This is a genomic window from Streptomyces sp. HmicA12 (assembly GCF_000373565.1).
Classification (GTDB): Bacteria; Actinomycetota; Actinomycetes; order Streptomycetales; family Streptomycetaceae; genus Streptomyces.
In genome coordinates, this window is the sequence record NZ_KB891810.1 from 71,636 (window position 1) to 83,895 (window position 12,260).

Consider the following 12,260-nt stretch of genomic DNA (forward strand, 5'->3'; position numbering starts at 1 on the left):
TACGTGACCCTTCGCGCACGCGGAGGGGGTTGAACCCTGACCCGCCCCTGACGTTCAGCGGCAGCCGCAGTTGGCGACGGAGGAGGCCAGCCGGTCGAGGCCGGCCTGGGCGGTCTGGGGTCCGGGGGCTCCCTCGGTCATGAACGCGAACACCAGGAGCCGCCCGTCGGCGTCGACGACCGTGCCTGCCAGGGTGTTCACGCCGGTGAGGGTGCCGGTCTTGGCGCGGACCAGGCCGGTGCCCGAGGCGTCGGCGTCACCCTCGTAGCGGTTCGCGAGGGTGCCGGTGAAGCCCGCGACGGGCAGGCCGGTGAGCAGGGAGCGCAGTTTCGGGCCCGCCGGGTCTGCGGCCTTCGCGAGCAGTGAGGTCAGCAGGTCGGCCGAGGCCTTGTCGGTCCGGTCCAGGCCGCTGCCGTCGGCGAAGTGGGCGTCGCCCAGCGGCAGTCCGAGCTTGCCCAGCTCCTTCTTGATGGCCTTGCCCGCGCCGTCGAAGTCGTGGCTCTCGTCGGCGGCGATGGCGGTCTGCCGGGCGAGGGCCTCGGCGATGTCGTTGTCGCTGTTGGTCAGCATGCGCTCGACCAGGGCGGAGAGCGGCGGGGACTCGACCTTCGCGACGTCCTGCGCCTGTCCGGACGCCTTGCTCGGTCCCGGGTCGCCCTTGGTCTTGATGCCGCGGTCCTTCAGGAGGTCCGCGAACTTCTGCGCGGCGGAGGCCGCCGGGTCGGCCGCGCGCGGCGTCGGCCCCTTGTTGGAGTCGTCGGTGCGGGCCTCGTCGGCCATCAGGGCGGTGACCTGGGCGAGGTTGTCGTTCACGCCGATGGGGTGCAGGGACGGTCCCGCGTACAGCGAGGTGTCGTACGAGAGGGTGACCTCGCCGATGCCGTCCGCCCGCAGGGACTTCGCGGTCTTGTCGGCGAGGGTGCGCAGGCTGGCCGCGCCGTAGGGGTTGTCCTTGTCCGGGCGGGCGGTGAGCGTCGGGTCGCCGCCACCGACCAGGATCAGCTCCCCCGAGTCACCGGAGCCCTTCTCCAGGACGGTGCGGGTGGCGATGCGGTGGTCGGGGCCCGCCGCCGACAGGGCCGCCACCGCCGTGGCCAGCTTCGTCGTGGAGGCGGGGGTCAGAGCGTCGCCCGCGGACTTTCCGTAGAGCCGCTTGCCGGTGGCGGCGTCGACGACCGCGGCCGTGCGGCGCGAGCCCAGCGAGGCGTCCCCGAGGAGCGGGTCCAGTACGTCGGCCAGGGCGCGCTTCGTCGGACCCGGCGCGGACGCCCCGGGTGCGGCGAGGACCGCCGGGGCGCTGGGGGCCGCGGACGGCGCCCCCGCCTGCGTACGGCCGTGATCTGCGCCACCCCCGGCCTCCCGGGAAGCCGCCCGGTGCGCCTCGGCCTTACGCTGACCCGAGGAGTCCCAGGGGCCGGTCGCGACCGCCACGAGGGCCGCGAAGGCGACACCCACCGCCGTCGCGCCCACCGTGAACTGTTTTGTCTTGGTCTTCGCCACGCCCGTCACGAGCTGCGAAGCCTTCAGCTCCGGCACCGTGGACCAGCCCCTTTCGCGATCACACACCTGCGTAGGGGACACTTAACCACCAGACGTTTGTGTTGATCATGGAGGAGCCACCGGTGGAGTTCGACGTCACGATCGAGATTCCGAAGGGATCGCGGAACAAGTACGAGGTCGACCACGAGACCGGTCGCATCCGTCTCGACCGTCGTCTGTTCACCTCGACCGCCTACCCGACGGACTACGGCTTCGTCGAGAACACCCTCGGCGAGGACGGCGACCCGCTGGACGCGCTGGTCATCCTGGACGAGCCGACCTTCCCGGGCTGCCTCATCAAGTGCCGCGCCATCGGCATGTTCCGCATGACGGACGAGGCCGGCGGCGACGACAAGCTGCTGTGCGTCCCGGCGACGGACCCGCGCATGGAGCACCTGCGCGACATCCACCACGTCTCCGAGTTCGACCGCCTGGAGATCCAGCACTTCTTCGAGGTCTACAAGGACCTGGAGCCCGGCAAGTCCGTCGAGGGCGCCGACTGGGTCGGCCGGGTCGAGGCCGAGGCCGAGATCGAGCGTTCCTACAAGCGCGCGCAGGACAACGGCGGCCACTGAGCGGCCGAAGACCTGGTGAACGGGCCGCTCGACCTCCGGGTCGGGCGGCCCGTTCGCGTATTCGTGCGCATACTGAGGCGTACGGGAGGTAGACGGGTACACAGTCGTGCGAAGGGCGAGGAACCACAGAGGTGACGGAGCGGGAGACCGAGGCCGCCGAGGACCGCAAACCGCAGTCCGACGAGGCGCGCAGTGCGTTCACACAGCCCATCGGGGTCGTGTCGGCGCCGCCGGTGGTGGAGGAGGATTCGTCGACCACCTCCGAGTTCTCCCTCCCCCAGGGGTTCAACGCACGGGCGCCCGAGCCCTCCGATTCCGAGGGGTCGGCGTTCACGCCCCCGAAGACCTACAGCGTCAAGCAGTCGCCGCCCGCCTTCACGCCGCCGCACGGCATCCCCGTGGTCAAGCTGGCCAAGGAGACGCCGTGGCAGGACCGGATGCGCACGATGCTGCGGATGCCGGTCGCCGAGCGGCCCGCGCCGGAGAAGGTGCAGAAGGAGGACGAGGCCGGGCCCGCCGTGCCGCGCGTGCTCGACCTGACGCTGCGTATCGGGGAGCTGCTGCTCGCCGGTGGTGAGGGCGCCGAGGACGTGGAGGCGGCGATGTTCGCCGTGTGCCGGTCCTACGGGCTCGACCGGTGCGAGCCGACGGTGACGTTCACGCTGCTGTCGATCAGCTACCAGCCGTCGCTCGTGGACGACCCGGTGACCGCGTCGCGCACCGTGCGGCGCCGGGGCACGGACTACACGCGGCTCGCGGCCGTGTACCGCCTCGTCGACGACATCAGCGACGAGGACGACGAGGCCGCCGCCGTCACCCTGGAGGAGTCCTACCGGCGGCTCGCCGAGATCCGCCGTAACCGGCACCCGTACCCCGGGTGGGCACTCACGGCGGCGGGCGGGCTCCTGGCGGGCTCCGCCTCGATCCTCGTCGGCGGCAACGCGATCGTGTTCGTCGCCGCCGCGATCGGCGCGATGCTGGGCGACCGGCTGGCGTGGCTGTGCGCGGGGCGCGGGCTGCCGGAGTTCTACCAGTTCACGGTGGCCGCGATGCCGCCCGCCGCGATCGGCATTCTCCTCACGCTGCTGCACGCCGACGTGCGGGCCTCCGCGGTGATCACCGGTGGACTGTTCGCGCTGCTGCCGGGGCGGGCCCTGGTGGCGGGCGTGCAGGACGGTCTGACCGGCTTCTACATCACGGCCTCGGCGCGGCTCCTCGAAGTCATGTACTTCTTCGTCGGGATCGTCATCGGCGTCCTGATCATGCTGTACGTCGGCGTCCAGCTGCAGGCGCGGCTCAACCCCGAGGGGAGCCTGCAGGTCGTCGGGCAGCCCCAGCGGCTGTGGCAGATCGCCGCGTCGATGGCCCTGTCCCTGGCCTTCGCCGTCCTGCTCCAGCAGGAACGCTCCAGCGTGCTCATGGTGACCCTGAACGGCGGCGTCGCCTGGGTGGTGTACGGGGCGATGCACTACGCGGGCGGGATCTCGCCGGTGGCGTCCACCGCGGCCGCCGCCGGGCTCGTCGGCCTGTTCGGGCAGCTGTTCTCGCGCTACCGGTTCGCGTCCGCGCTGCCGTACGTGACCGCCGCGATCGGGCCGTTGCTGCCCGGTTCCGCGACGTACTTCGGACTGCTCGACATCGCGCAGAACGACATCGACGGCGGCCTGGTGTCGCTGTCCAAGGCCGCCGCGCTCGCCATGGCCATCGCGATCGGGGTGAACCTGGGTGGGGAGATCTCCCGGCTGTTCATCCGCTCGCCCGGGGCGGAGGGGCGCCGGGCGGCGAAGCGGACCCGGGGGTTCTAGCGCGGGGCGCGTCCCGCGGAGTGCCGTCTGCCCGATGCCGACCCGCAGTCGGCAATGCGCCCGAAGACCTCCGGCGGACTACCGCTTCGCGTGCCGCCCCCGCTGCTGCTGGGCGCCGGGCTGGCCCGGGACCTCGCTCGTCGGGGCCTTCTTGGCCTTGCTGCGGGCCCGCAGGAACTCGATCGCGATCGGCACCACCGAGACGAGCACGATCAGGATCAGGATCGCCTCGATGTTCTTGTGCACGAAGTCGATCTTGCCGAGCCAGGAGCCGAGCAGCGTCACGCCCGCGCCCCACAGCACGCCACCGATGACGTTGAACGTGATGAACGAGCGGTACCGCATCCCCGAGACGCCCGCGATGATCGGCGTGAACGTGCGGACGATCGGCACGAAGCGGGCCAGGACCAGGGACTTGGGGCCGTACTTCTCGAAGAACTCGTGCGCCTTCGTCACGTTCTCCTGCTTGAAGATCTTGGAGTCCGGGCGCCTGAACAGCGAAGGACCGACCTTCTTGCCGAAGACGTAGCCCGCCTGGTCACCGAGGATCGCCGCGAGGCAGATCAGGGCGATCGCCGCCCACAGCGGGAAGTCCAGCTGGTTCGTGGTGATCAGCAGGCCGCAGGTGAACAGCAGCGAGTCGCCCGGCAGGAAGAAGCCGATCAGCAGACCCGACTCCGCGAACACGATCAGGAGCAGACCCCAGATGCCGAACGTGTTGAGCAGGTAGTCCGGGTCGAGCCAGCTTGGTCCGAGAGCAAGGGTCGTCACGGGTCCGGGCTCCTGAGGGGGCTAGAGAAGGCTTGGGCAATGGCGATGCAAAGTTATCAACGCCGGGTAACCATGCCAGGTTCCAGTAGCCCTCTCAGGATGCACTGTCCGGCAGCTGTGGCAAACCTGTCCCTTTCGAGCCGTCTTGCGGCGACGTCCGCTTCAGGACCGCCGCACCGCGTTGGCGTGGATCGCGTCACGCAGGTGCTCGGCGACGCCCTCGCCCATCGCGTCGTAGAACGCCTTGAACCGCTCGTCGGCCACGTACATGTCGCCGAAGCAGACGTGCATCTCGTACGAGACGTCGAAGTACCAGCGTGAGATGTGCTGCCGGTGTTCCTCGGCCAGGTCCATGGCGCGCTCACCCTCGGCGTCCTCGCCGGCCGCGACCAGGGCGGCGTAGCGCACGCCCCAGTCCTCGGTCTCGGTGCTGATGCGGGCCCAGTCGTCCTTGGTGTACGTGGCGGCGCGGCGCTGCGACTCGGCGTACGCCTCGGTGCCGCCCCAGCGCTCCTCGGCCTCCTGCTGGTACTGCTCGGGGTCCTTGTCCCCGAAGACCTCGAAGCGCTCCTCGGGGGTGAGCTGGATTCCCATCTTCTGTGCCTCCATGGCGTGTTCGACGGCCTCGGCCATCTTCTGGAGCTTCTCGATACGGGCGACGAGCACGTCGTGCTGCCGCTTCAGATGGACGCGGGGGTCCGTCGACGGGTCGTCCAGCAGGGTGTGGACCTCGTCCAGCGGGAAGCCGAGTTCCCGGTAGAAGAGGATCTGCTGGAGCCGGTCCAGGTCCTGCTCGCTGTAGCGGCGGTGGCCCGCGTGGTTGCGTTCGCTCGGGACCAGCAGGCCGATCTCGTCGTAGTGGTGCAGGGTGCGCACCGTGGTCCCGGCGAACCCGGCGACCTGGCCCACCGAGTAGTTCGTGGCGCTCATGGGTTCAGCTTGCGTCCTCACGCGACGTGAGGTGCAAGTCCGTGCCGCTCGACATTTTCCGGGTGTTATACGCCGAATGTCCGCTTAGGGTGGCGCCGTGACCATCGAAGCCCCTGCCGCGTCCCCGTCACCTCCGCCGCCCCCCGCGTCCCCGGCCCGCGCCCTGCTCCCGCTCGTCCTGCCCGCCCTCGTCACGGGCGTCGCCTGCAGCGTGCTGTTCCTCGCGCTGGACTGGGTCGCCGAGCGGCTGCAGGACGTGCTGTGGGAGGACCTGCCGGACGCGCTCGGTGTCGGCGGGTACTCGTCCCTGTGGATGATCGTGGTCCTCACGGTCACCGGCGTCGCCGTGGGGCTCGTCGTGTGGAAGGTGCCGGGACACGCGGGCCCCGACCCGGCCACGATGGGCCTGGGCGGTGAGGCGCCGCTGCCGGTGTACGTGCTGCCGGGGCTCGCCCTGGCCTGTGCGCTGATGCTGGCGGGCGGGCCGAGCCTCGGCCCGGAGAACCCGATCATCGCCATCAATGTCGGCCTCGCGTTCTGGCTGGGCAAGAAGCTGCTGCCCGCCACGCCCGCCATGCTGTGGGTCTCGCTCGCCAGCGCGGCGACCATCGGTGCCCTGTTCGGCACCCCGATCGCCGCGGCGCTGCTGATCTCCGAGCAGCTTGCGGGCCGGCCGCTGCCGATGAAGGGCTCCCTGTGGGACAACCTCTTCGGGCCGCTGCTCGCCGCGGGCGCGGGCGCGATGACGACCGCGCTGATCGCCTCCCCCACCTTCGACCTGGGCCTGCCGCCGTTCGGGAACCCCGGCTGGAGCGATCTGCTGGCGGCGATCGTGGTCGCCTGCGCGGCCGCGGTCCTCGGCATGCTCGCCGTGTACGCGTTCCCGTACGTCCACCGCGCCTTCGGGGCACTGCGCCACCCGATGCTGATGCTGCCGCTGGGCGGTCTCGTGCTCGGTCTGCTCGGTGCGCTCGGCGGACACCTCACCCTCTTCAAGGGACTGCACGAGGTGGGTGAGCTGGCCGCCGACCCGGACGGCTGGTCGGCCGGGGAGTTCGCCCTGATGGCGGTCGTGAAGCTGGCGGCGCTGCTCGTCGCCGCGTCCTGCGGGTTCCGGGGCGGGCGGATCTTCCCCGCGGTGTTCGTCGGCGCCGCGTTCGGGCTGTGCGCGTACGCGCTGGTCCCGGGCGTGGATCCGGCGGTCGGCATCGCCTCCGGCGTCCTCGGCGTGCTGCTCGCCGTCACCCGGCAGGGCTGGGTCAGCCTGTTCACCGCCGCCGTGCTCGTCGCCTCGCCCGCCATCATCGCGCTGATGTGCATCGCATCTCTGCCCGCTTGGCTCCTGGTGACCGGGCGCCCGCAGATGCAACTGTCGGAGGACGGCTCCGCCATCCGCTGAGCCGCCGGCTCAACCACCACTCCCCGCGAAGGAGTCACGGACATGTCGCCACTGCACCGGAGCCCGGCCGACAAGCCGGACGAGAAGGACCAGCCCCTCGTGCCGCTCAACCCCTTCTACGGGGAGGCGAATCCCACCGCCGGGATGACGCAGGCACCGCCCAAGCACCGGCTGCCCGACCGGCCGCTGCCGCCGTCGACCGCGTACCAGATCGTCCACGACGAGCTCATGCTCGACGGCAACTCGCGCCTCAACCTGGCCACCTTCGTCACGACGTGGATGGAGCCGCAGGCCGGTGTCCTGATGGCGGAGTGCCGGGACAAGAACATGATCGACAAGGACGAGTACCCGCGCACGGCCGAGCTGGAGCGGCGCTGCGTCGCCATGCTGGCCGACCTGTGGAACGCGCCGGACCCGTCCGCCACCGTGGGCTGTTCCACCACCGGGTCGAGCGAGGCCTGCATGCTCGCCGGGATGGCGCTCAAGCGGCGCTGGGCGCAGCGCAACGCGGACCGGTACCCCTCGCGCGAGGCCCGCCCCAACCTGGTCATGGGCGTGAACGTGCAGGTCTGCTGGGAGAAGTTCTGCACCTTCTGGGAGGTCGAGGCGCGGCAGGTGCCGATGGAGGGCGACCGGTTCCATCTCGACCCGCAGGCCGCGGCCGAGCTCTGCGACGAGAACACGATCGGCGTCGTCGGGATCCTCGGGTCCACCTTCGACGGGTCGTACGAGCCGATCGCCGACCTGTGCGCCGCGCTCGACGCGTTGCAGGAGCGCACGGGGCTCGACATCCCCGTGCACGTGGACGGGGCGTCGGGCGCGATGGTGGCGCCGTTCCTCGACCCGGACCTGGTGTGGGACTTCCGGCTGCCGCGGGTCGCCTCCATCAACACCTCGGGGCACAAGTACGGGCTCGTGTACCCGGGCGTCGGCTGGGCGCTGTGGCGCGACGCGGACGCGCTGCCGGACGAACTCGTCTTCCGCGTCAACTACTTGGGCGGCGACATGCCGACGTTCGCGCTGAACTTCTCGCGTCCCGGCGCCCAAGTGGTCGCGCAGTACTACTCGTTCCTGCGGCTCGGGCGCGACGGGTACCGGGCCGTGCAGCAGGCGACACGGGAGGTGGCGCGGAGCCTGGCCGACCGCATCGAGGCGCTCGGCGACTTCCGGCTCATCACGCGGGGCGACGAGCTGCCGGTGTTCGCCTTCACGACGGCGGACGAGGTGACGTCGTACGACGTGTTCGACGTGTCGCGGCGCCTGCGGGAACGGGGCTGGCTGGTGCCGGCCTACACGTTCCCGGCGCACCGGGAGGACCTGGCGGTGCTCAGGATCGTGTGCCGCAACGGCTTCTCGTCCGACCTGGCGGACCTGCTCGTCGAGGACCTGGGCCGGCTGCTGCCGGAGCTGCGCCGCCAGCCGCACCCCAACACGCGTGACCGGGACGCGGCGACCGGGTTCCACCACTGAGGGGTCGCGTCGTCGGGCGCGGCCCGGTGAGGGCTGGTCGCACAGTCCCCCGCGCCCGGCGACGCACCGTCTACCTGCTCAACGCCCTGAACCGCCGTACCGCCAGCGGGAAGAACACCGCCACCAGCACCACCGGCCACACCACCGCCGGCCACACCTCGTCCGCCCCGCCGGGGTTCCCGAACAGATGCCGCACCGATGAGGCCGTCGCCGACATCGGGTTCCACTCGACCACCGCGCCGAGCCAGTCCGGCATGTTCTCCGGCACCGTGAACGCGTTGGAGAGGAAGCCGACCGGCCAGACCAGGATCTGCACGGCCTGCACCAGCTCGGGACGGCCCGCGACCATGGCCAGCCAGATGCCGATCCACAGCATCGCGAACCGCAGCAGGAGCAGCAGGCCGAACGCGGCGAGCGTCGCGCCCGCCGAGCCGTGCGCCCGCCACCCGAGCGCGAGCCCCACCGCCGCCATCAGGGCGAGGGACACGAGCGACTGGAGCATGTCGGCGGCCGAACGGCCCACCAGGACCGCCCCGTCGGTCATCGGCAGGGAGCGGAACCGGTCGATCACCCCCTTGTCGAGGTCCTGGGTGACCGCCAGCATGGTCGACTCGAGCCCGAAGGCCATGGTCAGCGCGAACATGCCGGGGACCAGGAAGTCCACGTATCCGGTGGAGCCGCCCTCGATGCCCTTGCCGCCCCCGACGAGGTAGCCGAACATCAGCAGCAGCATCACCGGGAAGACGAGCCCGACGAGGATCTGCACCGGTTGCCGCGCCCAGTGGGCGAGTTCCCGGCGCGTCATCGTCCAGGAGTCGGTCAGCGCCCAGCTCATGGCGGTCATACCCGCACCTCCACAGGGTCCGTGTCGCGCTCGGTCAGGTGCAGGAACACCTCGTCGAGGGTCGGGCGCCGCAGCGCGATGTCCTCGGCGTCGACCCCCGCGTCCCGCAGCGCCCGCACGGCGTCGGCGAGCGCGGCCATCCGGTCCGTCACGGGCGCGCTCACCAGACGGCGCTCCGCGTCGACGGTGGCGCCCGCGGGCAACAGGGCCGCGACCGTGGGCAGTTGGGCCGCCTCCCGCACCACCACGTCGATCCGGTCGCCGCCCAGGCGTGCCTTGAGCCCGTCCGGGGTGCCGTCCGCGACGACCCGGCCGCGGTCCACCACCGAGATCCGGTCGGCGAGCCGGTCGGCCTCCTCCAGGTACTGGGTGGTGAGCAGCACCGTCGTGCCGCCGCCGACCAGCGAGCGCACCGCCTCCCACACCTCGGCGCGGCCGCGCGGGTCCAGGCCCGTCGTCGGCTCGTCGAGGAAGAGGACCTCGGGGTCGGTGATGAGCGACGCCGCGAGGTCCAGGCGGCGGCGCATGCCTCCGCTGTACGCCTTGACCGGCTTGCGTCCGGTGTCCGCGAGGCCGAACCGGGCGAGGAGTTCGCCGGCGCGCAGGGCGGCCCGGCGCGCGCCCAGGTGGTGCAGCCTGCCGAACATGTCCAGGTTCTGCCGACCGCTCAACTCCTCGTCCACCGCGGCGTGCTGGCCGAGCAGACCGATGCGTCGGCGCACCTCGTCCGGCTCCGTGCGCACGTCGTGGCCCGCCACCTCCATGCGGCCCGCGTCCGCGCGCAGCAGGGTCGCGAGGACGCGGACCAGGGTCGTCTTGCCCGCGCCGTTCGGGCCGAGCACGCCGTGCACGGTGCCGCGCCCGGCCTCCAGGTCGAGCCCGTCGAGCGCCCGCTTGTCCCGGTAGTGCTTGTGTGCCCCTTCGACGGCGATCGCCGCTCCGGTCACCTCGTCCCCTCACGTCCGGTTGCTCGCGATCAGCCGATCACCAGCGTCGCTAATCAAACTTGACTACTCCAGCAAGGTAATACCCGCGCCGAGATTGGTCAAACTTGATTAATGGCCCTGGCCGACCGGATTCAGCGGGCGTCCCCGGGATGCTCCTCGTCCGTCGCGTACGGGTTCTCCTCGCCCTCGGCGAGCACCCCGACGAACGGCTCCCCCTCCCCCGCGAACACGTACGCCCCGCCCTCGATCCGCTCGATGAGCCCCTTGGTCCACTCCGCGCCGAAGTCGGCCGAGTGGACCCAGAAGTTCATGATCTCGCCGATGTGACCGAGCTGCTGCGGACCGCCCTCGGGCGTGTAGTACTCGGTGACGGCGTCGCGCCACCCCCCGATGGCACGCACCCGCTCCTTGAGCAGGGTCACCGCCTCCTCGCGCGGCAGGTCCACGACGAAGCCGAGGGCCGCGGCGAGGACGTCCGGCTTCTGGTCGTACGAGACCAGGGCCTCGCGCAGCAGGGTCAGGTACTCCTCGGTGCCCCGGCCGGTGATCTCGTACTCGGTGCGCGGCGGACCGCCGGCCGTGGACGGCGCGACCTCGTGCGCGACCAGCAGTCCCTGCTTCGCCATCTGCTTGAGGGCGTGGTAGATCGAGCCCGGCTTGGCGTTCGACCACTCGTGGGCGCCCCAGTACTCCAGGTCGCTGCGGACTTGGTAGCCGTGCGCGCGGCCGTGCTGGCGCACGGCCCCGAGGACCAGGAGGCGGATCGCTGACATGCGCCCAGCGTAGGACGTCAGCTCTGCGCCATGGCGACCAGCTCGAAGGCGGTCTTGCCGTCCAGGGACTGGCGGATGATGTCCGCGTGCCCCGCGTGCCGGGCGATCTCCCGGATCAGGTGCAGGCACATCCAGCGCAGCGAGACCTCCTGGCCGTCGGGGAACCAGGGCTCGTCCGGCAGCGGGAAGGTGTCGTCCAGGCTCGGGGCCGCGCGGAGGAACTTCTCGACGCGGGCCGCCACCTCGTCCCAGTGCGCGAGGACCGACGCCACCGATTCGCCCTCCAGGAGGCGGAACCCGTCGACGTAGGACGCGACGTCGCGTTCGGCCCGGTTGCGCCGGGCGAGGTCCAGCCAGCCCTGCTCGACCTCGGCCACGTGCTTGGCCAGGCCCACCAGGGAGAGCTCGCTCGCGCTCGGTGTCGACGACGCCTGTTCGTCGGTCAGGCCGAGGAGGGAACGGCGGATGCCGCCACGCTGCTCCTCGATGAAGGCGAGCAGTGCCCCGCGCTCGTCGCCGCGGGTTTCGGGGTTCACGTGCATGACCATGATGGGCCGCCCTTCGCAGGTCTCGTACATCGTCTCGCGCGGTCTCGCTCTCCGCACTGACGAAGGTAGGGAGACTTGCGGTCAGGTTCTGTCCGCAATGGCCGACGGCGTGCCGGCTTTCGCATGCCGCGCAGGTGACGGGGCAGATGACAGCGGAGCTGTAACCACGAGAACACCGCGCGTGCACGTGCATCTGCCCATGCAGCGGCATATGAACGCAGCTATGATCCTGGACAGTTGGGGCAGTTGATCTCCGCTTTCACAGAAGTTGGCAGAGGTCGACATCAGTTGACAACCGTCACAGGGGCAGGCGGACCAGTTCACAGATGCGGCACTTACAGCACCACCGGGAGCGAACCGTGGACCACGTGTACAACGGCATGGCGGCCACGGAGTTGCACGGGGTGGTCTGGCAGAAGAGCAGGCACAGCAACTCCCAGGGATCCTGCGTGGAGTTCGCCAAACTGCCCGGCGGCCGGGTGGCCGTACGCAACTCGAACTTCCCCGACGGGCCCGCGCTCGTCTACACGCCGGCCGAGATAGAGGCGCTGCTGCTCGGCGTGAAGGACGGGGAGTTCGACCACCTGATAGCCGGCTGACCGCGGGCCGACGGCCCGCGCCCGGGTGACGGTACGTCACCGACGCGCGTAGACCCGAGA

The 12,260-nt window shown here is 70.9% G+C and carries 11 protein-coding genes and 1 pseudogene; 5 read left to right on the top strand and 7 right to left on the bottom strand.

Annotated features, from left to right (window positions below; all coding sequences use genetic code 11):
* Positions 1–54: 54 nt before the first annotated feature.
* A complete protein-coding gene (gene dacB, locus B072_RS0120980) occupies positions 55–1,536 on the bottom strand; it encodes a D-alanyl-D-alanine carboxypeptidase/D-alanyl-D-alanine-endopeptidase (RefSeq protein WP_018531940.1) in 1,482 nt (493 codons plus the stop codon).
* Between the two features lie 86 nt (positions 1,537–1,622).
* Here dacB and B072_RS0120985 point away from each other — a divergent pair, with 86 nt between their 5' ends.
* Together B072_RS0120985 and B072_RS0120990 are read left to right on the top strand one after the other, a co-directional pair.
* The gene (locus B072_RS0120985; protein WP_018531941.1) at positions 1,623–2,114 is read left to right on the top strand and encodes an inorganic diphosphatase; all 492 of its coding nucleotides are present in this window, start codon (positions 1,623–1,625) and stop codon (positions 2,112–2,114) included.
* A 131-nt stretch (positions 2,115–2,245) separates the two neighbouring features.
* A complete protein-coding gene (locus B072_RS0120990; RefSeq protein WP_018531942.1) occupies positions 2,246–3,919 on the top strand; it encodes a threonine/serine ThrE exporter family protein in 1,674 nt (557 codons plus the stop codon).
* A 99-nt stretch (positions 3,920–4,018) separates the two neighbouring features.
* Here the strand turns inward: B072_RS0120990 and B072_RS0120995 are convergent.
* Together B072_RS0120995 and B072_RS0121000 are read right to left on the bottom strand one after the other, a co-directional pair.
* Positions 4,019–4,690 (bottom strand): annotated as a pseudogene (locus B072_RS0120995) (DedA family protein); the annotation flags it as partial.
* 162 nt (positions 4,691–4,852) lie between these two features.
* Entirely contained in the window at positions 4,853–5,620 is a 768-nt protein-coding gene (locus B072_RS0121000) for a MerR family transcriptional regulator (protein ID WP_018531944.1), read from the bottom strand.
* 97 nt (positions 5,621–5,717) lie between these two features.
* On the opposite strand from B072_RS0121000, the gene B072_RS0121005 reads away from it, so the two are divergent.
* Positions 5,718–7,019, top strand: coding sequence for an ion channel protein (locus tag B072_RS0121005; RefSeq protein WP_018531945.1), 1,302 nt, complete (start codon positions 5,718–5,720; stop codon positions 7,017–7,019).
* Positions 7,020–7,061: 42 nt separating this feature from the next.
* Positions 7,062–8,489, top strand: coding sequence for a glutamate decarboxylase (locus tag B072_RS0121010; RefSeq protein WP_018531946.1), 1,428 nt, complete (start codon positions 7,062–7,064; stop codon positions 8,487–8,489).
* 70 nt (positions 8,490–8,559) lie between these two features.
* On the opposite strand, the gene B072_RS0121015 is transcribed toward B072_RS0121010, so the two are convergent.
* The 4 genes from B072_RS0121015 to B072_RS0121030 all read right to left on the bottom strand — a co-directional run bounded on the left by B072_RS0121015 (position 8,560) and on the right by B072_RS0121030 (position 11,601).
* Positions 8,560–9,333: an ABC transporter permease gene (locus B072_RS0121015; RefSeq protein WP_018531947.1), complete on the bottom strand. Its 774-nt coding sequence runs from the start codon at positions 9,331–9,333 to the stop codon at positions 8,560–8,562.
* A complete protein-coding gene (locus B072_RS0121020; RefSeq protein ID WP_018531948.1) occupies positions 9,330–10,280 on the bottom strand; it encodes a daunorubicin resistance protein DrrA family ABC transporter ATP-binding protein in 951 nt (316 codons plus the stop codon). Before B072_RS0121020 ends, B072_RS0121015 begins: the two co-directional genes overlap by 4 nt.
* Positions 10,281–10,411: 131 nt before the next feature.
* A complete protein-coding gene (locus B072_RS0121025; protein WP_018531949.1) occupies positions 10,412–11,053 on the bottom strand; it encodes a PadR family transcriptional regulator in 642 nt (213 codons plus the stop codon).
* A gap of 17 nt (positions 11,054–11,070) precedes the next feature.
* The gene (locus B072_RS0121030) at positions 11,071–11,601 is read right to left on the bottom strand and encodes a DinB family protein (protein WP_026246101.1); all 531 of its coding nucleotides are present in this window, start codon (positions 11,599–11,601) and stop codon (positions 11,071–11,073) included.
* Positions 11,602–11,960: 359 nt separating this feature from the next.
* On the opposite strand from B072_RS0121030, the gene B072_RS0121035 reads away from it, so the two are divergent.
* On the top strand, positions 11,961–12,200 hold the full coding sequence (locus B072_RS0121035; RefSeq protein ID WP_018531951.1) for a DUF397 domain-containing protein: 240 nt from the start codon (positions 11,961–11,963) through the stop codon (positions 12,198–12,200).
* Positions 12,201–12,260 lie beyond the last annotated feature (60 nt).

What these genes read in the sequence shown, in the direction of transcription:
- B072_RS0121025 (WP_018531949.1), bottom strand. Translation starts at nt 11,053, where the DNA reads ATGTCAGCGATCCGCCTCCTGGTCCTCGGGGCCGTGCGCCAGCACGGC.
- B072_RS0121030 (WP_026246101.1), bottom strand. Translation starts at nt 11,601, where the DNA reads ATGGTCATGCACGTGAACCCCGAAACCCGCGGCGACGAGCGCGGGGCA.
- B072_RS0121000 (WP_018531944.1), bottom strand. Translation starts at nt 5,620, where the DNA reads ATGAGCGCCACGAACTACTCGGTGGGCCAGGTCGCCGGGTTCGCCGGG.
- B072_RS0121010 (WP_018531946.1), top strand. Translation starts at nt 7,062, where the DNA reads ATGTCGCCACTGCACCGGAGCCCGGCCGACAAGCCGGACGAGAAGGAC.
- B072_RS0121015 (WP_018531947.1), bottom strand. Translation starts at nt 9,333, where the DNA reads ATGACCGCCATGAGCTGGGCGCTGACCGACTCCTGGACGATGACGCGC.